Origin of the sequence: Neisseria sp. HMSC70E02 (genome assembly GCF_001838645.1) — a bacterium.
Taxonomy (GTDB): Bacteria; Pseudomonadota; Gammaproteobacteria; order Burkholderiales; family Neisseriaceae; genus Neisseria; species Neisseria macacae.
This window is the reverse complement of record NZ_KV838080.1, coordinates 101,868-120,007: the sequence shown is the minus strand read 5'-3', so window position 1 is coordinate 120,007 and position 18,140 is coordinate 101,868. Positions and strand designations below refer to the sequence as shown.

The window sequence follows — 18,140 nt, the reverse complement described above, 5'->3', positions numbered from 1 at the left end:
TTACTCTATTTTGAATATTTGTTCTGTTCCATCTTCAAGGGCGGTATGTATGGCTACTTTCAGACGACCTTCAGCGGCGGCCTGTACGTCAAATTGGATTTGGCTTATTTTGATTCGTGGCTCCCATGTTGCGATGGCAGTTACTATTGCTTGATGGCTTACGGCAATAACGGCAGGGGTCATCGGCATATCTATCAATTCAGGGAGCAGGCTGCCGTAATCTTCTCGCATTACACGGGTTCCGATGCGGGTGAAGAGAATGTTTTTGATTGATTGGGCAATGTGTGTCTTTAATCCGATCAAGCGGCCTGTTTTGTCATCGGTCATTGCGGCTGTCCTGTCGTTCCGCCACTGTCTCCGGTATGAGTGTGAGTGGTCAGGTTTATTCCGTTGCTGATGATGCTGCCTGATTGCTGACGAATTGTTCCGTTAATAACGGCTGCCGCTCCACCTTCGCCCCCGCTGCCTGACATACCGCCTTGGTATGTGAGCAGTCCTTTCACATTTAGCGCGCCTTCAATATCGGTTACTTGGCTGTCAATAGTCAGATGTTTTGTGTGTACCGTTGCAGATTTTTCGGCAGTGATGTCGGCTGTTTGTATTCCGCTGATTTTCAAATGACGTTGGACGTGGTCATAGTTTATTTCCGCTCCATCAGGGAATCTGACGACGGTTTCATTTGGGTTTTGTGATGGTGCTGGGTATTGGATGCTATCGATACCACATAAGACGGTTCCATTTTCTGTTTCACCGCTTGGCGATAAGATGAGGCAGGCTTCGCCGATGCTTGGCAAACGCCAAATTGATACGCCACCGGCAGCAGGGGTTTTATATTTCAGCCAGTCCGTCAACAATCCGCCATGCTGTACCCGGATACGGTTTGACACTGGGTCAACCTCTTGCACGGTGCCAATTTTTATAAGGTTCTCTAATTGACGGGCTGTCATGGGATTATGTTGTCTCCGATTTTTATATTTTCTGCTGCCGATTTGCTGGCAAACATGGCTCGTCTTTCAAACCTCCAGCCATTTTCGTTTTGCAATTCGAGATCAACAAACCACAATCCGCAAAAAAACAATGGACGGCTTTTGATTTTCAGTATGGTGCAAGGTTCTTTAAACATGATGCCTTCTCAAATTTGGAAAAGCCGCCGTTGATGGGCGCAACGGCGGCTTTTTGGTAGTGCCGTCTTTCCGGCTGTCATGCTTACAACTTTCCAAGGAGTATTACTTCAGATGACAGGCTTATTTTACAAGTCCCAAAAATACGGGCAAGCGACGGCTGTTCTGTGTGTGTTTTTTAAGTTTCGATACGGCAAAATGTAAAAGGTCGTCTGAATTGTTATCAGGCGACCTCTTTTCGTTTTAGATGTTTTATTTGTTATTTAATGTGTTACTTTTCAATTTTGAAAAATATTCTGTTTTTAAATCATTAGGTTTTTATTTAATCTTAATCCCTTCCTCTCTGCCAGATTCCAAAAAGCCCGTCTTAATCAAGACGGGCTTTTTTCTTGCCTTCAATTCAGGTGACAAGCTGCTTCAGTCTCTCTTCAAAAAAGAAATTACTTTTATTCTCAATTTGTTATACGTTTTGTTTCCATCTATACAAATCAGTTTTGCAGGTGTATCCTTCACTCCGTTATATACATTCATAAAAAATCCATCTTTAAAAAGGTCGTCTGAATACGCCGGCCTGACACAAATCCAAGGACACTGCCATGACTGATTTTACCGTATGGGAAACCGCGCCGTTTGGTGCAACCATCGATCATATCCTGCAACGCTACCACGATGTACACCGCGGGCAATTTGAAGAGCTGGTTCCGTTGGCTCAAAAAGTCGCGGAAGTTCATGCCGACAGTTTTCCGGCTGAAGTGCCGGAGTTGCTTGCCTATATGCAAAACGAACTGCTGATGCACATGATGAAGGAAGAGCGCATGCTGTTTCCGATGATCAAACAAGGCGTCGGTCGCGGAGCGGCAATGCCGATTAATGTAATGATGCACGAGCATGAGGAACACGACCAAGCCGTAGCCAAGCTGCTTGAGTTGACCAATAACCTGACCGTTCCCGAAAACGCTTGCGGAAGTTGGACGCGCCTGTATACATTGGCACGCGAAATGGTGGACGATTTGACCAACCATATCCATTTGGAAAATGAAATCCTGTTCCCGCGCGTATTGGCTTCTTAAAAATAAAGCTTGTCCAAAGGTCGTCTGAAAATTGTTTTTCAGACGACCTTAATGTTTTGCCAGTACGCAAAGAGGCTGTTTTCTGTTGGATGAAATCACCATTTCCCTGTCAAACCGATGCGCAGGGTGCGGCCCGGGGCGGGCATATAGGAGCGGCTCATGGGGTCGAGGTAATAGCGGTCGGTCAGGTTGCTGCCCGTTAGCTCTGCGCTGAAATGTTTGTTGAATTTGTAACGCACATAGGCATCCACGACAGTAACGGGCTGCCAGTTGGCGTTGCCGTTGTCGCTGTTGAAAGCTTTGCTGTTTGCGCCGTCACGTTGCAGGTAGTATTCGCGCCAGCGGGCGGAGGGCTGTTGTTTGTCTTCAACGCGGCTGTGGAAGGTCAGGCGCGAACCGATTTCAAGTTTTTCGTTCAGGAACCTGCCGCCGAGGTTGGCAACGACCGACCAGCGAGGCTGGATGCGGTTGATCAGCCAACCGCTGGCGAAACCGCCGTTTTGACAGTAAGGTACGGGGAAGGTACGGCCGTGCGAGACGTATTGGTCTACATCATATTGCTGCTCAATGGCGCGGCGGTCGCAGACTTCGTTTTTCATGTTGCGCACGACGGAAAGGTCGCCGAATACTTTGCCGTTGTCGAAGCGGGTTTGGAGTTCCAGTCCGCTGATGACTTGTTTGTCGTAATTGCTGATTTGCCAGGTGGCATAGTTGCGGTCGATGACGTTGTGGGTTTTGTTGTGGAAGTAGGTCAGCCGCACGTCCGCGTAACGCATTTTGGGCAGCAGGCGGGTGAAGTCGTGGCTGAGGGAGATTTCCCAGTTTTTGGCGTGTTCGGGTTTGAGCGGGTTCAGGAGTCTGCCAAACGGGACGCTGAAACCTTTGGCAATGCTGTGGTTGCCGAAGCCGAATGTGCCTTCATACATGCTGGGGAAGCGTTTGAATTCGGTATAACGGGCGAACAGGCGGGTGTTGTCGCCGAGCTGGACGGTGGCGGAGAACATGGGAGCGAAGGCATGGCCGCGTTTGTTCCACATTTTGCGCAGTTCTTCTTCGGTCAGATGCCGGTATTCGATAGCGGGATTGTTGACATCGGTTGTTACGGCGGCAGCATAACGTTTTTCAACTTTGCCTGTGGCAGGGTTGACACCGGTTTCATTTAAGAAATTGAGTGCTCCTGTCCGGACGGGGTTTTCCTCGGGATGCGAACGCCGCCAGTAGATACAGTTTCCATTTGCTTCGTTTTCGGTGCAGTTGGGTATTGATTTCCAGCCGCTGCTTAGATCTTCCGCTTCCATAAAACGGTTGCGCAGCTCTGTCAGTTTTTCGGGTTCTTCAGGAAGTTGGGGCTGGTTATCTTGCCAGCGTTGTGCTTCTTCGGGTCGGTTATCTAATGCCCAGAGATATTCGGGAACGGGCAGGCTGTTTATCCAATTCCAAAAACGCTTGTTGTAGGCTTCATTTTCGGCTTTCGCCCGTATGGTCGCGGGGTCTTGGTCGTAAGCTTTTTGCGCGGCGTGATATTGGTCGGACAATTCTCGGTAGGCCCGGTATTCTTCAGGCGTGGCAAGCCGGTGTTGAAGATAGACGAAATCCCTGCTGTTGTCCGACAGTACGTCGAATTTGTTTTCTCTTTCCAACCATGTGCGGTTTTTGTCGATGTAGTCTCGGAGGAAGTTGTCGGTTTGGTGGTAGTCGGTATAGCGACCGCCTGCGTTCAGGGTCAGCCAGGAAGTGGGCTGATATTTGAAGTTGAAGCCAAGGTTCCATTCGTCGCGTTTGCCTTTACGCGGCATGGTCAGGGCGAAGTTGGAATTTAAGGTGGTCTCAGGGTCTTCCCAGAACAATTTTTGGGATTCTTCTTCGGGCAATGCGAGTATCCAACTGGTATCGCTGCTGCCTTTGAGTTTCTCGCGCTGGTAGTCGCCCATCAGGGTCAGTTCCAATTTGTCGGATAATTTCATTTTATTGGACAGGTTGATGCCTAAGCGGTTGTTTTTGGCGCGGTAGGCGGCGGCATTAAAAACGTTGAAACGGTTGTTGGTATTGGGCGGCAGTTTGTCCCATTCGGGTTCTTTGCCTTTGTAATACCAGTCTTCGGCGTATTTTTCGTTGAATATTTTGTCGAGAAACAGGGTGGATGCGGGATAGCCGCCGGTGGAATTGGTTTGCGAATTGTTAAACGTCCCCCAAATCCCTGCCTTCAAATCTATCCAGCGGTTGTTTTCGGGTTTCCATGTGTAGTCGAGGTTGACGGCGGTCTGCTTCACCCATGCCTGCGGCCATTCTGCCATCAGCGTGCCTTTGGTGAGCTTGCTCATGTCGGTTTGGGCGGAACCGTCCGGTTTGAGCATGCTGCCGCCGATGTTGCCGAACAGGATGCTGTACGGCATGATTTCGCCGAAACGGGCGTGGGTGCGGCGTATGCCGAGCTGTATTTTTTGATTGTCGGGCAGTTTAAGCGTGCCTTTTGCCAGCCACGAACGCATATTCAGGGAGGTGTTGGCCACTTCGCCGGAGGGATGGTAATACGAGCCGATGTTGGCGGTATATTCCTGAATATCCGTAACTTTTTTGGTAAATTCTTCCTCGGTCATGGAGCTGGCATTGGGGAGGTAGCCGTAGCGTTTTGCGCCCTTGCTGCCGGTAAAATAATTGCCTTTGTCCCGCCATGCGTAGGCAATCAAGCCGTCAAACACTTCGCCGCGCATACCGGCAGAAATGCGGAACGCGTTGTCTTTAAACAATTTGCCACGCCCGCCGAAACGCTGTTTCTGGCGGTCGCTGTCGTCCAGCATAATCGCCCAGTCCATACGGTCGAAGGAGTAGGGGCTCGGGTAGCGGCGGTAGTCTTTGTTCCATGATGCGGCATGGGCGTATTCGCGCTGTTTGATGCTGTTGTTGCCGGTTTCCATTTTGACTTCCATGCCGAATTTCTGATCTTTCGGTACAACGTCATCAATTTCCAGCGTTTTCATGCTGACCGAGCCGCCTATGCCGGTGCGGATGTCACGATTTGCCGATGCGCCTTTTTCCACATACACGCTGCTGACGAGATTCGGGTCGATGTAGTTGCGGTTGGATACGCCTTCAAAACCGCGCCATACGCTGATGGCTTGTTCCGTACCGTCTAACGTTACCGGCACTTTGCCTTCGCCTTGAATGCCGCGTATGTTGGGATCGAGCGCGCCACTGTTGCGCGCATCGCCGCTGAATACGCCTGCCATACCGCCGATTAAATCGGCCACGCTGCTGCCGCGGTAGGTCTCGATTTCCTGCTTGCCTTTGTACATATTGCTGATGTCACGGCTGTAGACTTGGGTGTAGCCGCTTTTATCCCGGTTGCGATGGGCTTTGACGGTAATGGTATCCATTTGAACGCTTTGGGCGGGGGTAGTATTTTCCGCCCATAACGGCGTATGCCACAGCATACTCAAAAATAAAACCAATATTTTGGGCGTAGAGGGGAATTCGACGGATTTGACAGGTTTCATGATGGATTTTCCTTTGTTCGCAACAGCTTGAAAATGGGCGAAATCTGAAATGCTTCCAGATGGCATCGGAAAATAAAACGCGAACCGAATGTAATGGGGTTGCAGCCAATTGATTAAACGGTTTGTTCGGACCGTTGATATGGATGCGCTTGCTTCACGCAAGGGAAGGGCATTTTGACAAAACAAAAGGAAAATATCCGTAGGTTACCGATTGTGTGGAAAGGAACAGCGGACAAAATACTTTGTTTCTTTAGAGCTGCAAAATAACATAAATTGATTATGATTATTATTTATATAATAATTTTAACTAAAACTTGATAATGTGTAAACAGAAGCCAAACAATACAACTTTGGCATTTGGGTACCTCGGAAAATCATATTTTTGAGTTTGGACGGGCCGGGGTTGTATTGGATTTCGTAAAAAGTTTGCTGAGTTTGAAGTTGATTGAATAATGGCTTGAATTTGATTTGCCGACATAGAAAGGTCGTCTGAAAATCCCGATTTCGGGTTTTCAGACGACCTTTGGCATGGGTGCGGTCAAGGCAGTTTGGGTCTGACTTTGACGCTTAAGGGCAAGTGGTCGGAGAGGCGTTGCCAGTTTTTGCCGTTGTGGATTTGGGAGTCTAGGACTTCCAAGTTGCGGGTATAGACGCGGTCGAGGCTGAGGACGGGCAGGCGGGCGGGGAAGGTTTTGGGGCGTTTGCCGTTGCTGTCCACGAATACTTCGTTCAGGTTCAAGGCGTTGCCTAAGGATAGGGCGGATTTTTGCCGCCAGTCGTTGAAGTCGCCGGCGAGAATCAGCGGGCTTTGCGGGTCGATGTGATGTACGACGTATTCGAAGATGGCGCGGTATTGTTTGGCGCGGTCGGGTTCGCGCAGGTTGAGGTGGGCGCACAGGCAGACGAGCGGGGTTTCCCAGCCTTCGGGCAGGACTTCGCAATGGAGTACGCCACGCTGTTCGAGTTTGTTGACGCTGATGTTGAGGTTGTGGCGGGTTTCCAGCGGTAGGCGGCTGAGGATGGCGTTGCCGTGGTGGCGTTGCGGGTATACGGCGTTTTTGCCGTAGCTGCGGTTGTAGGAGAGGCGGTCGCCGAGGATATCGTAATGCGGTTTTTCGGGAAAATCGGGCAGCCTGCTGCTGCGGGTCAGGTGTTGACCTTGCACTTCCTGTAAAAACAGGACATCCGAGCCTATGCCGCGCAGCTCTTCCGCCATGCTGTCCACTTGGACTTTGCGGTTGAGCGCGGACATGCCTTTGTGCATGTTGTATGAGGTGATGGTAATCGGGCGGGGGGACATGATGTGTAACCGTAGTGTGTGAGTAGTTTGTCGTTGTATTGATAGTATAACACTGCAAGTGTTTGGTTTCCGTAAAGATTTGATGTGCGGACGGTTGCTTGGCGGTAAAACGTCGTCTGAAAGGTTTCAGACGACGTTTGAGGGGGAAACGCGCAGAAAACGATTTATTTTATGAACTCGTCCATGCCGTCTTCGCAGCGGATTTTTTGTTCGGACAGCGTGGCTTTGAGCAGGGCGTCGTTTTGCGGCAGGGCGTCGCGTTCGGCTTCGTGGTGCCAGAGGTGGTAGGCGATGCCGGCGAATTTGAGGTTGTGGCGTTTCATGCCGTTATGGAAGAGGCGGGCGACGAACTCGCTGTCTTCGCGCCCCCAGCCGACAAAGCGGTTGTCGAAGCCGTTGACGGCGAGCGCATCGCTGCGGAAAAAGCCCATATTGCAGGTTTTGATGCCTTTGTGTTTGCGGCTGCTTTGTCTGCCGATCAGGGCGGACAGGCTGCGGCAGCGCAGGGCGGACAGGCGTTTTTCTATGCCTTGGCTGAACACGGACAAATCGGGCAATTCGCCGGAATCTAAAATTTCTTGGGTGCGGCTTTGGGTCAGGATAACGCGCGAACCCTGTATCAGCCTGCCTTTGCATGCGAGCTTGAGGTGGTCGGCGATGAAGGACGGGTCGAGTATCATGTCGCCGTCGATAAGGATGATGTAGTCGCTTTTTGCCTGCGCCAGCGCGCGGTTGCGCGATTCAGCGGCGCGGAAGCCGTCGTCCGGCCGCCAAGAATGTTTGACGGGGATGTCGGTATGGCTGCGGATGAACTCGACGACTTCGGCGGTGTCTTGGCGCGAACCGTCGTCCGCGACGATGATTTCGTCGGGCAGGCGGGTTTGCGCGAGTGCGGATTTCAAAACCAGCTCCAGCGCGTCGGGACGGTTGTAGGTGGTAATAATCAAGGCGACGCTGATATTGCGGTTGCGCTCGTAAAGTTTGACATATTTGTAGTACGAACCTTGCGCATTGGCGATGGAAATGGTCAAGCCGTCCGCGCCGTAGGCGAAACCGCGTTTGAGTAGGTAGTTTTTGACAAACGATACGCTGCCATGCAACAGGGCTTTGAAGGGCGAGCTGTTTTTTTTGTAGCGGTTTTCTTCGGCGTAGAGCGAGCTGTATTGCTGCATTTTTTGAATCAGCCCTTCGGCGTTTTCGAAGGAATAGTGTTTCAGACGACCCTCGAGCGGACGGACGTTTGCATCGGGCGGCAAAATCAGCGATTCATGTACCTGACGGTCGGAAAAACGGGTAAAACGGCGGTGGTAAAGGCGCGGGATAATGTCGGGATACCAGCCGCAGGCTTTGATCAGGCGGCCGTTGTAGTGGTTCAGGCGCGAGAGCGAGAAGATGTTTTGTTCTTTGTTTTCCGCCACGGCTTTGCGGATGGCGGCAATCAGTTCGCTATCTGCCACTTCGTCGCTGTCTATGCTGAATATCCAATTGTTTTGCGCGAGGCGGGCGGCGAGGTTTTTCATCGGACCGAAGCCGATGAAGTCGTATTTGTAATAACTGACGTTGGTGAAGCGTTCGGCGATTTCAAAGGTACGGTCGGTCGAGCCGTTGTCGAGCAGCAAAACTTCGTCGAAGTCTTGAAGCGCGGTCAAGACTTCGTGCAGATAGCGTTCCGAGTTTTTGACCAACATGGCTGCTGTGGCGGGAATTTTCGGGTTCATGATGAGGTCGTCTGAAAAGGGGGCGTCTGAAAAATCAAAATCGGGAAATCAAGGCAGTTCGGCGATGGCGGCGGTCAGTTCTTCGTGGAAAGCGTGTATTTTAACCGATATACCGCTACAATACGCATTTCCTTTTTTCAGACGACCTCCTCTGATATGCAGCTTATCCTTGCGCCCATGCAGGGGCTGGTGGACGATGTGATGCGCGATTTGCTGACCCGTATCGGCGGCTACGACGAATGCGTCAGCGAGTTCGTCCGCATTACCCACACCGTCCATTCCCGTTCCACCTGGCTCAAATACGCCCCCGAAATCGCCAACGGCAACAAGACCCCCGCCGGTACGCCCTGTACCGTCCAGCTTTTGGGTAGCGATGCCGACAATATGGCGGTCAACGCCTTGGAAGCCGTCCGCTTCGGCGCGGACAAAATCGACCTCAATTTCGGCTGTCCCGCCCCCACAGTCAACAAACACAAAGGCGGCGCCGTCCTGCTCAAAGAGCCCGACCTCATCCACCATATCGTCAAAACCCTGCGCCAACGCCTGCCCGAACATATCCCGCTCACCGGCAAAATGCGGCTCGGTTACGAAGATAAAAGCCTCGCGCTCGAATGTGCCGCCGCCATTGCCGAAGGCGGAACCTGCGCCCTGACTGTACACGCGCGCACCAAAGTCGAAGGCTACGAACCGCCCGCGCATTGGGAATGGATACGCAAAATCCGTGAACACGTCGCCATCCCCGTAACCGCCAACGGCGACGTGTTCAGCCTCAAAGACTATATCGGCATTAAAGAGATGACGGGCTGCAACAGCGTCATGCTCGGCCGCGGCGCCGTCATCCGCCCCGATTTGGCGCGCCAAATCAAACAATACGAAAACGGCGGAACCGTCCGCGATACCGATTTCGCCGAAGTTTCGGTGTGGATAAACCAATTTTTCCATTTGTGTCTCGCCAAAGAAGCGAACAACAAATACCCCGTCGCCCGCCTGAAACAATGGCTGGGCATGATGAAGAAAGAATTTGGAGAAGCGCAGGAATTGTTTGACGCGGTAAGAGCGGTCAAAGACGCGGAGGAAGTCGCGCGGATTTTGGTAGCGTTTGAAGACAAGATGAATGCCTGATAATGATGAGGTCGTCTGAAACCATATTTTCAGACGACCTTTTTGTATGAAACATCAGAATTTGTCATCAGGCCAGCGCGTGCTTTGCAAAATACCAGCATCGACGTCCTGAATATTGCGATGGCCGGTAAACGCCATGGATATGTCCATTTCCTTATACAGGATTTCCAGCGCGCGGGTAACGCCTTCTTCGCCGTATGCACCCAAGCCGTAGAGGAACGCGCGGCCTATCATCGTGCCTTTTGCGCCCAAAGCCCATGCTTTGAGGACGTCCTGACCGCTGCGGATGCCGCTGTCCATCCAGACTTCGATGTCGCTGCCGACTGCGCTGACGATGTCGGGCAAGGCTTTGATGGAGGATATGGTGTCGTCGAGCTGGCGGCCGCCGTGGTTGGAAACGACCAATGCGTCCGCGCCGCTTTTTGCTGCTTTTTCCGCATCTTCGGGTTCCATAATACCTTTGATAATCAGCTTGCCGCCCCACAAATCTTTAATTCGGGCAACGTCGTCCCAGCTCAGGCGCGGGTCGAATTGTTCGGAAGTCCATGAAGACAGCGAAGACAAATCGCCGACGTTTTTGGCGTGTCCGACGATATTGCGGAACGTGCGGCGTTCCGTGTTCAGCATTTTCATGCACCATTCGGGCTTGGTTGCCAGATTGATTAAATTGGCGATGGTCGGTTTCGGCGGTGCGGACAGACCGTTTTTGATGTCTTTGTGGCGTTGGCCCAAAACCTGCAAATCGGCGGTCAAAACCAATGCCGAACACTTGGCATCCTTCGCACGCTTAATCAGGTTTTCCATAAACTCGCGGTCGCGCATCACATAAAGCTGAAACCAAAACGGCGCGCTGGTGTTCTCGGCAACGTCTTCAATCGAGCAGATGGACATGGTAGAGAGTGTAAACGGAATGCCGAACTTCTCCGCCGCCCGCGCCGCCAAGATTTCGCCGTCGGCGTGTGCCATACCGGTAAAGCCCGTCGGCGCAATCGCCACCGGCATTTTCACGTCCTGACCGATCATTTTGGTTTCCAAGCTTCTGCCTTCCATATTGACCAACACTTTTTGGCGGAAGCGGATGTCTTTGAAATCCGAAGTGTTTTCGCGGTAGGTGGTTTCCGTCCAAGAACCTGAATCGATGTAATCGTAAAACATGCGCGGCATCTTGCGCTTGGCGACAAGGCGCAGGTCTTCGATACAGGTCATTTTGCTCAAATCGCGTTTCATTGTTGATTGCCTCTGTTAAGGGGTTGCTTATGGCTTGGGTCGTCTGAAACGGGTAGGGCGTTTTCAAACGACCTTTTACAATACCATAATGATTTAGTATGAATTAGATAATCTATATCAATCGCAATTATAAAGCAAATGGTTTTAACCCCGCCAAAAGCGGGGTAATAGCACTTTTCAGACGACCTCGGATTCAAGTTTCAGATAAAAAAAGAGAAATCTTCAGGCAGATAAAAATCCATTCGCCCAGCCATTTAAACAAACAATCGGAAGACGCCCGAATATACTTGACTGAATCACTCAGATATTAGACAATCGCACCACTATAAAAAAGCCGACACAGGCACCTACCATGAGACTGACCACAAAAGGGCGTTTTGCCGTTACCGCCATGATCGATTTGGCGATGAACGCGCAAAACGGCGCTGTCAAACTCAGCGCCATCAGCGAACGCCAAAGCATTTCGCTTTCCTATCTCGAACAACTATTCAGCAAACTGCGGCGCGCCGGGCTGGTCGAAAGCCTGCGCGGCCCCGGCGGCGGCTACATCCTCGCCGCCCCTCCCGCACAAATCAATATCGCCCAAATCATTTCCGCCGCCGAAGACAAGCTGGACGCCACCCAATGCAGCAGCAAAGCCAACTGCCACCACGGCGCGCCCTGCCTGACGCACGACCTTTGGGAAAACCTGAACAAAACCATCAACGATTACCTCAGCAGCGTTACCCTGCAAAGCATCATCGAACAGAAAAACAGCGATGACGGCAGCCACGTCATCCAATTTACACATATCCATTAAGTACATTACAGAAAAAGAAAGAGCAAACCATGACCGTCAAAACCCCCGTTTATCTCGACTACGCCGCCACCACTCCTGTTGACAAACGCGTTGCCGAAAAAATGATTCCCTATCTGACCGAAACCTTCGGCAACCCCGCCTCCAACAGCCACGCATTCGGCTGGGAAGCAGAAGAGGCCGTCGAAAAAGCCCGCGCCGACATTGCCGCCCTGATCAACGCCGACCCCAAAGAAATCATCTTCACCAGCGGCGCGACCGAGTCCGATAACCTTGCCATCAAAGGCGCGGCAAACTTCTACAAAACCAAAGGCAAACACCTCATCACCGTCAAGACCGAACACAAAGCCGTGCTCGACACCATGCGCGAACTCGAACGCCAAGGCTTTGAAGTCACCTACCTCGGCGTACAGGAAAACGGCCTGATTGACTTGGAAGAACTCAAAGCCGCCATCCGCGACGACACCATCCTGATTTCTGTAATGTGGGTGAACAACGAAATCGGCGTGGTGCAAGACATTCCCGCCATCGGCGAAATTTGCCGCGAACGCAAAATTATCTTCCACGTCGATGCCGCCCAAGCTTGCGGCAAAGTGCCTGTTGACGTAGAAGCCGCCAAAATCGACCTGCTGTCCATGTCCGGCCACAAAGTATACGGCCCCAAAGGCATCGGCGCACTGTACGTCCGCCGCAAACCCCGCGTCCGCCTCGAAGCCCAAATGCACGGCGGCGGCCACGAACGCGGCTTCCGCAGCGGCACCCTGCCGACCCACCAAATCGTCGGCATGGGCGAAGCCTTCCGCATCGCCAAAGAAGAACTCGAGCAAGACATGGCGCACTACCGCAAACTGCGCGACATCTTCCTCAAAGGCATCGAAGGCATCGAAGAAGTCTATATCAACGGCGACCTCGAACACCGCGCCCCGAACAACCTGAACGTCAGCTTCAACTTCGTCGAAGGCGAAAGCCTGATTATGGCGGTGAAAGAACTCGCCGTATCCAGCGGCTCCGCCTGCACCTCCGCCTCGCTCGAACCCAGCTACGTCCTGCGCGCGCTCGGCCGCAACGACGAACTGGCGCACTCATCCCTGCGCATCACCTTCGGCCGCATGACCACCGAAGAAGAAGTGCAATTCGCCGCTGAACTGATCAAATCCAAAATCGGCAAACTGCGCGAACTGTCGCCGTTGTGGGAAATGTTCAAAGACGGGATTGATTTGAATTTGATTGAATGGGCGGCGCATTGATAAAAAATCAATTTTATGATTATAAATTTAAGGTAGGAGATTATGCCATTACCCCGAACTGTAAAAGAAATATTTGATAAATATGAAAAATTATCAGGCTGGCGTTCAGGAGATCTAGAACGTGAAATATGTAATTCAAATTATGGTAAAAAACAAAATTGGACTTATCAGAATGTAAAAATCTGGGTTGCTGACTATCATAAACAATATCCAAATGTTGCACGCATATATGTTAACTGCCTATATGACAAAGAAGATGATTGTCTACCTATTGAACTAAGTCATTTGAGACATCTACTGGATACATAAATTTGCCAGCAAGCGTAGGTTGGGTTGAAAACCCAACAAGCCTATCAAAACACCCGAAATGTTGGGTTTAACAACCCAACCTACCTATAAATAAAAAAGGTCGTCTGAAAATCCCCAAAGACCTTTTCAGACGACCTAAAAGCCACCACATTAAAATCAAGGATACAACCCATGAACGAACAAGATTTAGATTTGGACAATCTCGACAACCTGCTTGAAGATTTTGACGGCGTTACCGTAGAAGGCGGCGTCGATTCGGAAAACGACGACGGCTGCGAAGGCGGCGCGTGCAAAATCTAAACTTCAGGCCGTCTGAAAATCGGCAAACAAACCACTTAAACCATCAAAAAACATTAAGGAAACCACATCATGGCATACAGCGATAAAGTAATTGATCACTATGAAAACCCCCGCAATGTCGGTACTTTCGATAAAAACGACGAGTCTGTCGGCACCGGTATGGTCGGCGCGCCGGCCTGCGGCGACGTCATGCGCCTGCAAATCAAAGTAAACGACGAAGGCATCATCGAAGACGCCAAATTCAAAACCTACGGCTGCGGCTCCGCCATTGCTTCGTCCAGCCTGATTACCGAGTGGGTTAAAGGCAAAAGCTTGGATGACGCGCTGGCAATCAAAAACAGCGAAATCGCCGAAGAACTGGAATTACCGCCTGTGAAAATCCACTGCTCCATCTTGGCTGAAGATGCGGTAAAAGCGGCTGTTGCCGACTACCGCAAACGTCAGGAAAACAAATAATCCGATTAGTGGGTGCTTTGTCGGCAGACATTCATAGGACTCCTGAAAGTCTTAGGGTTTCCGGAAAAAGTAAACTCGAAGGCTTGTTCCCTTCTCACTCAGAGGTGGAAGACAAGGACACAGAAACCTAATCCTTTTGAAGTTGCCGCCAAATTTAGGACTACCTGCTAATCTATCCCCTCTCCCCGCGGGAGAGGGTTAGGGAGAGGGCGATAAGCCGCAGGCTTATATTTAGTCGATACGCCTCCAGAATCAAAAGAGACGACATACCTTCTATCGTGAAGAAGAGGGTAAGGACACAGAAACCTAATCCTTTTGAAATTGCCGCCAAATTTGAGACTGCCTACCAATCTATCCCCTCTCCCCGCGGGAGAGGGTTAGGGAGAGGGCAATAAGCCGCAGACTTATATTTAGTCGATACGCCTGCAAAATCAAAAGAAACGGCATGCCTTTTCTTGTAAAGAAGAGGGTAAGGACACAGAAACTTAATCCTTTTGAAGTTGCCGCCAAATTTGGGACTGCCTGCCAATCTATCCCCTCTCCCTGCGGGAGAGGGTTAGGGAGAGGGCGATAAGCCGTAGGCTTATATTTGTCGATATGCCTGCAAAATCGAAGGAGACGATATGCCTTTTACCGATGAAGAAACCAAATCCCTGCTTGCCGTCAAAGGCATAGGTAAAACTGTATTGCAGCGTTTGCAGCAAATGGGTTTGGATGATGTTACCACGCTGGCGGCAGCGAATTTGGATGACGTTTTGGAACAAGGCGCAAAATTGACCGGCTCGACTTGTTGGAAAAACAGTCCGCAGGCCCGGGCAGCCATGCAGGCTGCTGTTGCTTGGGCGCAGCAGCGACAGGCAACGGAAAATTGAACAAGGTTAGATAAATGGGTAAATGCGGTATCGCGAAAATACTGTTTTACGCATATAGTTTGATACTGCTGGTCGGATATGCTTTATTTGCGGTGGTGAATTACTATCCTCCTGAGCAAAGCATTGTTTTAAAGGAAGGTGCACGGGTAAAATTATCCTATGTTGCGCTCCAAAACGGTCAACCGCCCCTTATCACGATTGAGCGTGAATCCGGGCAGGTGAAACTGCATGCGGCAAGTGTGGAACCCTCGTCTGACGACATTACTTATCAAGTCTATACGCCACAAAGCACAAGCAAAAGCACAGTACATGCGCAGCGGCGGATAGATATCCGCTGTTTGGACTGCGCGGATACGCCTATTGGGTTAAACCATATCGAAGTGGAAATCTTGTCTTTGCGTCCTGAGATACGGGGCGAAACTGCACGGGTGTATTTAGCCTCTCGGACCAGGTTGGATTCTGCATTCCGTACGCCGCTTAACCGTGATTGGACAGGCAGTATTTATGGCTGGATCAGTTTGTTAGCACTCTTCCCAGTTTGGCTGGGTATTTGGCTGATTTGGGCTGTGTTGCTGTATCGTCAGCGGCACCGCAGGTTGCCAAAAAGTTAACTCAAGTTTCAGACGACCTGAAAACCAGTATTTTCAATCTATATAAAAAGGACAAATATTTTGATTACCATCACAGAAAACGCAGCCAAATACATCAACAACTACCTGACCAAACGCGGCAAAGGCTTGGGCGTGCGCTTGGGTGTGAAAACCAGCGGCTGCTCGGGCATGGCATACAACCTTGAATTTGTCGATGAAGCGAACGAGGACGACTTGGTTTTCGAAGAACACGGCGCGCGCGTTTATATCGACCCGAAAAGCTTGGTTTATCTGGACGGCACGCAAGTCGATTACACCAAAGAAGGCTTGCAGGAAGGTTTCAAATTTGAAAACCCGAATGTCAAAGACTCTTGCGGCTGTGGCGAGAGCTTCCACGTTTAAGACATAAAAACGGCGGGACAGTATCAAAACCGTCCCGCCATTTTTTCGCTTCCTGTCTGTTGTAGCTGCCTTTGCCTTTTCTTTTCCGTTCCACCTTGTGTCGGAACAAATCGGATTTCACTAAGGCTTTTAAGGCATTGTCGCGTATTTTGCCTTTATTGTGTTGCACTTTACTGCTCATATTCAGTCCTTATTGGTTAAGAATCAGCGGATTATAAGGCAAAATTAGGTTTCTGCCGAAAATTTCACATTAATTATCCCGCCATGTCCCAATATTTCACACTCTTCCAGCTTGAACCCGCTTTCGATATCGACGCCGAAAGCTTGGAGCAAACCTACCGCACCTTGGCTGCCCGTTTCCATCCCGATAAATTCGCTTCAGCCTCCGCGTTCGAGCAAAAGCAGGCAGTGATGATGTCTTCCACCATCAACGATGCCTACCGTACCTTGAAAAATCCCATCGACCGCGCCGCGTATCTGCTGAAAACGTTGGGCATAGACGCTGATGCGCCGGAGCATACCTCTTTCGCTCCTGAATTTCTCATGCAGCAAATGGAATGGCGCGAAGCGCTGATGGATGCGCAAATGGCGCAAAACAACGAAGCCCTGCGCGCGTTGGATCAAGAAATCAGCCGCGAGCAAGACAAGCTGTATCAAGATTTGCGGACGGCCTTTGCAGCGAAAGAACACGAAGCTGCCGCCCAATGGGTACGCCACGGCAGGTTTTTAAACAAACTGCGCAACGAAATCGCCGCCGCATTGCAAGATTAAATACACAGATTTTGAGCATCTGAAAGGTCGTCTGAAAACCGGAATAAGGTTTCAGACGACCTTTTGTCGTATGGTTTTGTTGCAGATTTAGAATTTGTCGGTTGATGGCTTATTCAGATTCCGTTTGCGCCAATTCCTCCGCCGCTTTTTGAACCATGTCCGGCGTGAGTTTGTTCAGGCAGTCGGTGTGTCCCAACGGGCATTCGCGTTTGAAGCAGGGCGAGCATTCGAGGTGCAGGCTGACGATTTTGGCTTTTTGGCTCAAGGGCGGGGTATGGTCGGGGCTGGAGGAGCCGTAGGCGGCGACGAGTTTGCGGTCGAGGGCGGCGGCGAGGTGCATCAGGCCGCTGTCGTTGCAGACGACGGTGTCGGTGCAGGAAAGCAGGTCAATCGCTTCGGAAAGGTTGGTTTTGCCGCAGAGGTTGGTGCAGAGGTCGTCTGAAAGTCGGTTGATTTCTTCGGCGATGTCGAAATCTTTTTGCGAGCCGAACAGCCAAACCTGCCAGTCTTGCGCCAGATAGCGGCGGCCGAGTTCGGCAAAATGGCGCGCGGGCCAGCGTTTGGCGGGGCCGTATTCCGCGCCCGGACAGAAGGCGAGAACGGGTTTGTCCGTATTCAAACTGTATTTGGCAAGCGCGGCGGTGCGGCTTTCGGGGGAAATGGTGAAACGCGGGTTATCGGAATGTCCGTTGAAGTCCGCCTGCGTCGGATGGGCGAGGGCGGTGTAGCGGTCGACCATCAGGGGCAGGGCGGCTTTGTCGAGTTTGCGGATGTCGTTGAGCAGCAGGTAGCGCGATTCGCCGACGTAGCCGGTGCGCTGCTTGATGCCGGTGGCGAAGGCGATGAGGGCGGATTTGAGCGAACCGGGCAGGACGATGACTTGGTCGTAACCTTGTTTACCCAGTTCGCGCCCGATACGCCAGCGTTTTTTCAGCTCCAATGCGCCGTGTCCGAACGGGTTTTCAATTACGCGGTTGATTTCGGGCATACGCTCGAACACCGCCATCGACCATTTGGGCGCGAATGCGTCTATGGTGCAGCCGGGATGGAGTTCGTGCAGGCGGCGGTAAAGCGGCTGGGTCATGACGCAGTCTCCGATCCAGCTCGGGGTGATGATGAGGATTTTTTTGGACATGGTGGTAGGGTAGGTTTGTATTGCGCGATATTGTATAGGAAACCAAGGCGCATGGGGTTGGCGAGTGCGGTTTGATGGTATTGTTGTGCAAAAGACTGAGAGGTCGTCTGAAAAGGCAGGTTGAAATCAGTGGCGTCATGTTGACTGAATAAGGGTTTTGAATAAAAATCGAACCCTTATAGTGGATTAACTTTAAACCGGTACGGCGTT

At 51.2% G+C, this 18,140-nt stretch carries 20 protein-coding genes; 11 read left to right on the top strand and 9 right to left on the bottom strand.

All coding sequences use genetic code 11. The features are described 5' to 3' along the window. Genes HMPREF3277_RS04520 through HMPREF3277_RS04510 form a run of 3 tightly spaced genes read right to left on the bottom strand, consistent with a single transcriptional unit; the run spans position 1 to position 1,123 of the window. The gene (locus HMPREF3277_RS04520) at positions 1–327 is read right to left on the bottom strand and encodes a GPW/gp25 family protein (protein WP_045074507.1); all 327 of its coding nucleotides are present in this window, start codon (positions 325–327) and stop codon (positions 1–3) included. Next, entirely contained in the window at positions 324–947 is a 624-nt protein-coding gene (locus HMPREF3277_RS04515; RefSeq protein WP_070870158.1) for a phage baseplate assembly protein V, read from the bottom strand. Before HMPREF3277_RS04515 ends, HMPREF3277_RS04520 begins: the two co-directional genes overlap by 4 nt. Continuing rightward, complete coding sequence (locus HMPREF3277_RS04510; RefSeq protein WP_070864954.1) at positions 944–1,123, bottom strand: hypothetical protein; 180 nt, start codon at positions 1,121–1,123, stop codon at positions 944–946. Before HMPREF3277_RS04510 ends, HMPREF3277_RS04515 begins: the two co-directional genes overlap by 4 nt. Positions 1,124–1,717: 594 nt before the next feature. On the opposite strand from HMPREF3277_RS04510, the gene dnrN reads away from it, so the two are divergent. Further along, positions 1,718–2,191: an iron-sulfur cluster repair protein DnrN gene (dnrN, locus tag HMPREF3277_RS04500; protein ID WP_003757595.1), complete on the top strand. Its 474-nt coding sequence runs from the start codon at positions 1,718–1,720 to the stop codon at positions 2,189–2,191. A gap of 95 nt (positions 2,192–2,286) precedes the next feature. Here the strand turns inward: dnrN and HMPREF3277_RS04495 are convergent, their stop codons facing one another. The 3 genes from HMPREF3277_RS04495 to HMPREF3277_RS04485 form a co-directional block, all read right to left on the bottom strand. After that, positions 2,287–5,685: a TonB-dependent receptor domain-containing protein gene (locus HMPREF3277_RS04495; RefSeq protein WP_246830757.1), complete on the bottom strand. Its 3,399-nt coding sequence runs from the start codon at positions 5,683–5,685 to the stop codon at positions 2,287–2,289. Between the two features lie 538 nt (positions 5,686–6,223). Continuing rightward, a complete protein-coding gene (locus HMPREF3277_RS04490) occupies positions 6,224–6,985 on the bottom strand; it encodes an endonuclease/exonuclease/phosphatase family protein (protein WP_039405542.1) in 762 nt (253 codons plus the stop codon). 164 nt (positions 6,986–7,149) lie between these two features. Beyond that, complete coding sequence (locus HMPREF3277_RS04485; RefSeq protein WP_070870155.1) at positions 7,150–8,703, bottom strand: glycosyltransferase family 2 protein; 1,554 nt, start codon at positions 8,701–8,703, stop codon at positions 7,150–7,152. A 156-nt stretch (positions 8,704–8,859) separates the two neighbouring features. Between HMPREF3277_RS04485 and HMPREF3277_RS04480 the strand changes: the two genes are divergently transcribed. Then, on the top strand, positions 8,860–9,825 hold the full coding sequence (locus HMPREF3277_RS04480) for a tRNA dihydrouridine synthase (RefSeq protein WP_070870154.1): 966 nt from the start codon (positions 8,860–8,862) through the stop codon (positions 9,823–9,825). Positions 9,826–9,879: 54 nt separating this feature from the next. Here the strand turns inward: HMPREF3277_RS04480 and HMPREF3277_RS04475 are convergent, their stop codons facing one another. Further along, entirely contained in the window at positions 9,880–11,052 is a 1,173-nt protein-coding gene (locus HMPREF3277_RS04475; protein WP_003757724.1) for an alpha-hydroxy acid oxidase, read from the bottom strand. Between the two features lie 352 nt (positions 11,053–11,404). Between HMPREF3277_RS04475 and iscR the strand changes: the two genes are divergently transcribed. The 8 genes from iscR to iscA all read left to right on the top strand — a co-directional run bounded on the left by iscR (position 11,405) and on the right by iscA (position 16,024). Next, the gene (gene iscR, locus HMPREF3277_RS04470; RefSeq protein WP_070870153.1) at positions 11,405–11,851 is read left to right on the top strand and encodes a Fe-S cluster assembly transcriptional regulator IscR; all 447 of its coding nucleotides are present in this window, start codon (positions 11,405–11,407) and stop codon (positions 11,849–11,851) included. Between the two features lie 29 nt (positions 11,852–11,880). Further along, positions 11,881–13,095, top strand: a complete 1,215-nt coding sequence (locus HMPREF3277_RS04465) for an IscS subfamily cysteine desulfurase (protein ID WP_070870152.1) — start codon at positions 11,881–11,883, stop codon at positions 13,093–13,095. Between the two features lie 42 nt (positions 13,096–13,137). Then, positions 13,138–13,404 carry a hypothetical protein gene (locus HMPREF3277_RS14455; RefSeq protein ID WP_141765180.1) on the top strand — a complete coding sequence of 89 codons (267 nt, stop codon included), beginning with the start codon at positions 13,138–13,140 and terminating at the stop codon, positions 13,402–13,404. A gap of 171 nt (positions 13,405–13,575) precedes the next feature. Next, complete coding sequence (locus tag HMPREF3277_RS15715; RefSeq protein ID WP_002234986.1) at positions 13,576–13,704, top strand: hypothetical protein; 129 nt, start codon at positions 13,576–13,578, stop codon at positions 13,702–13,704. A 69-nt stretch (positions 13,705–13,773) separates the two neighbouring features. Beyond that, on the top strand, positions 13,774–14,160 hold the full coding sequence (gene iscU / locus HMPREF3277_RS04460) for a Fe-S cluster assembly scaffold IscU (RefSeq protein ID WP_003674559.1): 387 nt from the start codon (positions 13,774–13,776) through the stop codon (positions 14,158–14,160). Positions 14,161–14,783: 623 nt separating this feature from the next. After that, entirely contained in the window at positions 14,784–15,032 is a 249-nt protein-coding gene (locus HMPREF3277_RS04455; RefSeq protein ID WP_070870151.1) for a recombinase RecA, read from the top strand. A 14-nt stretch (positions 15,033–15,046) separates the two neighbouring features. Further along, on the top strand, positions 15,047–15,643 hold the full coding sequence (locus HMPREF3277_RS04450; RefSeq protein WP_070870150.1) for a hypothetical protein: 597 nt from the start codon (positions 15,047–15,049) through the stop codon (positions 15,641–15,643). Positions 15,644–15,703: 60 nt separating this feature from the next. Further along, positions 15,704–16,024, top strand: a complete 321-nt coding sequence (gene iscA, locus HMPREF3277_RS04445; protein ID WP_009312130.1) for an iron-sulfur cluster assembly protein IscA — start codon at positions 15,704–15,706, stop codon at positions 16,022–16,024. Here iscA and HMPREF3277_RS13575 read toward each other — a convergent pair. After that, positions 15,984–16,205 (bottom strand): alternative ribosome-rescue factor A, encoded by a 222-nt coding sequence (locus HMPREF3277_RS13575; protein ID WP_049223989.1) that lies wholly within the window; start codon positions 16,203–16,205, stop codon positions 15,984–15,986. The genes iscA and HMPREF3277_RS13575 overlap by 41 nt on opposite strands. Positions 16,206–16,288: 83 nt before the next feature. On the opposite strand from HMPREF3277_RS13575, the gene hscB reads away from it, so the two are divergent. After that, positions 16,289–16,795: a Fe-S protein assembly co-chaperone HscB gene (hscB, locus tag HMPREF3277_RS04440; RefSeq protein ID WP_070870149.1), complete on the top strand. Its 507-nt coding sequence runs from the start codon at positions 16,289–16,291 to the stop codon at positions 16,793–16,795. 109 nt (positions 16,796–16,904) lie between these two features. On the opposite strand, the gene waaF is transcribed toward hscB, so the two are convergent. Further along, positions 16,905–17,930, bottom strand: coding sequence for a lipopolysaccharide heptosyltransferase II (waaF, locus tag HMPREF3277_RS04435; protein ID WP_070870148.1), 1,026 nt, complete (start codon positions 17,928–17,930; stop codon positions 16,905–16,907). Positions 17,931–18,140: the final 210 nt, after the last annotated feature.

Excerpts from the sequence above, each read along its gene's own strand:
- HMPREF3277_RS14455 (WP_141765180.1), top strand. The coding sequence starts at position 13,138 with ATGCCATTACCCCGAACTGTAAAAGAAATATTTGATAAATATGAAAAA.
- HMPREF3277_RS04515 (WP_070870158.1), bottom strand. The coding sequence starts at position 947 with ATGACAGCCCGTCAATTAGAGAACCTTATAAAAATTGGCACCGTGCAA.
- HMPREF3277_RS04465 (WP_070870152.1), top strand. The coding sequence starts at position 11,881 with ATGACCGTCAAAACCCCCGTTTATCTCGACTACGCCGCCACCACTCCT.
- HMPREF3277_RS04485 (WP_070870155.1), bottom strand. The coding sequence starts at position 8,703 with ATGAACCCGAAAATTCCCGCCACAGCAGCCATGTTGGTCAAAAACTCG.
- HMPREF3277_RS13575 (WP_049223989.1), bottom strand. The coding sequence starts at position 16,205 with ATGAGCAGTAAAGTGCAACACAATAAAGGCAAAATACGCGACAATGCC.
- dnrN (WP_003757595.1), top strand. The coding sequence starts at position 1,718 with ATGACTGATTTTACCGTATGGGAAACCGCGCCGTTTGGTGCAACCATC.
- waaF (WP_070870148.1), bottom strand. The coding sequence starts at position 17,930 with ATGTCCAAAAAAATCCTCATCATCACCCCGAGCTGGATCGGAGACTGC.
- HMPREF3277_RS04475 (WP_003757724.1), bottom strand. The coding sequence starts at position 11,052 with ATGAAACGCGATTTGAGCAAAATGACCTGTATCGAAGACCTGCGCCTT.
- iscU (WP_003674559.1), top strand. The coding sequence starts at position 13,774 with ATGGCATACAGCGATAAAGTAATTGATCACTATGAAAACCCCCGCAAT.
- HMPREF3277_RS04450 (WP_070870150.1), top strand. The coding sequence starts at position 15,047 with ATGGGTAAATGCGGTATCGCGAAAATACTGTTTTACGCATATAGTTTG.
- HMPREF3277_RS04455 (WP_070870151.1), top strand. The coding sequence starts at position 14,784 with ATGCCTTTTACCGATGAAGAAACCAAATCCCTGCTTGCCGTCAAAGGC.
- hscB (WP_070870149.1), top strand. The coding sequence starts at position 16,289 with ATGTCCCAATATTTCACACTCTTCCAGCTTGAACCCGCTTTCGATATC.
- HMPREF3277_RS15715 (WP_002234986.1), top strand. The coding sequence starts at position 13,576 with ATGAACGAACAAGATTTAGATTTGGACAATCTCGACAACCTGCTTGAA.
- HMPREF3277_RS04490 (WP_039405542.1), bottom strand. The coding sequence starts at position 6,985 with ATGTCCCCCCGCCCGATTACCATCACCTCATACAACATGCACAAAGGC.
- iscR (WP_070870153.1), top strand. The coding sequence starts at position 11,405 with ATGAGACTGACCACAAAAGGGCGTTTTGCCGTTACCGCCATGATCGAT.
- HMPREF3277_RS04480 (WP_070870154.1), top strand. The coding sequence starts at position 8,860 with ATGCAGCTTATCCTTGCGCCCATGCAGGGGCTGGTGGACGATGTGATG.
- HMPREF3277_RS04495 (WP_246830757.1), bottom strand. The coding sequence starts at position 5,685 with ATGAAACCTGTCAAATCCGTCGAATTCCCCTCTACGCCCAAAATATTG.
- HMPREF3277_RS04510 (WP_070864954.1), bottom strand. The coding sequence starts at position 1,123 with ATGTTTAAAGAACCTTGCACCATACTGAAAATCAAAAGCCGTCCATTG.
- HMPREF3277_RS04520 (WP_045074507.1), bottom strand. The coding sequence starts at position 327 with ATGACCGATGACAAAACAGGCCGCTTGATCGGATTAAAGACACACATT.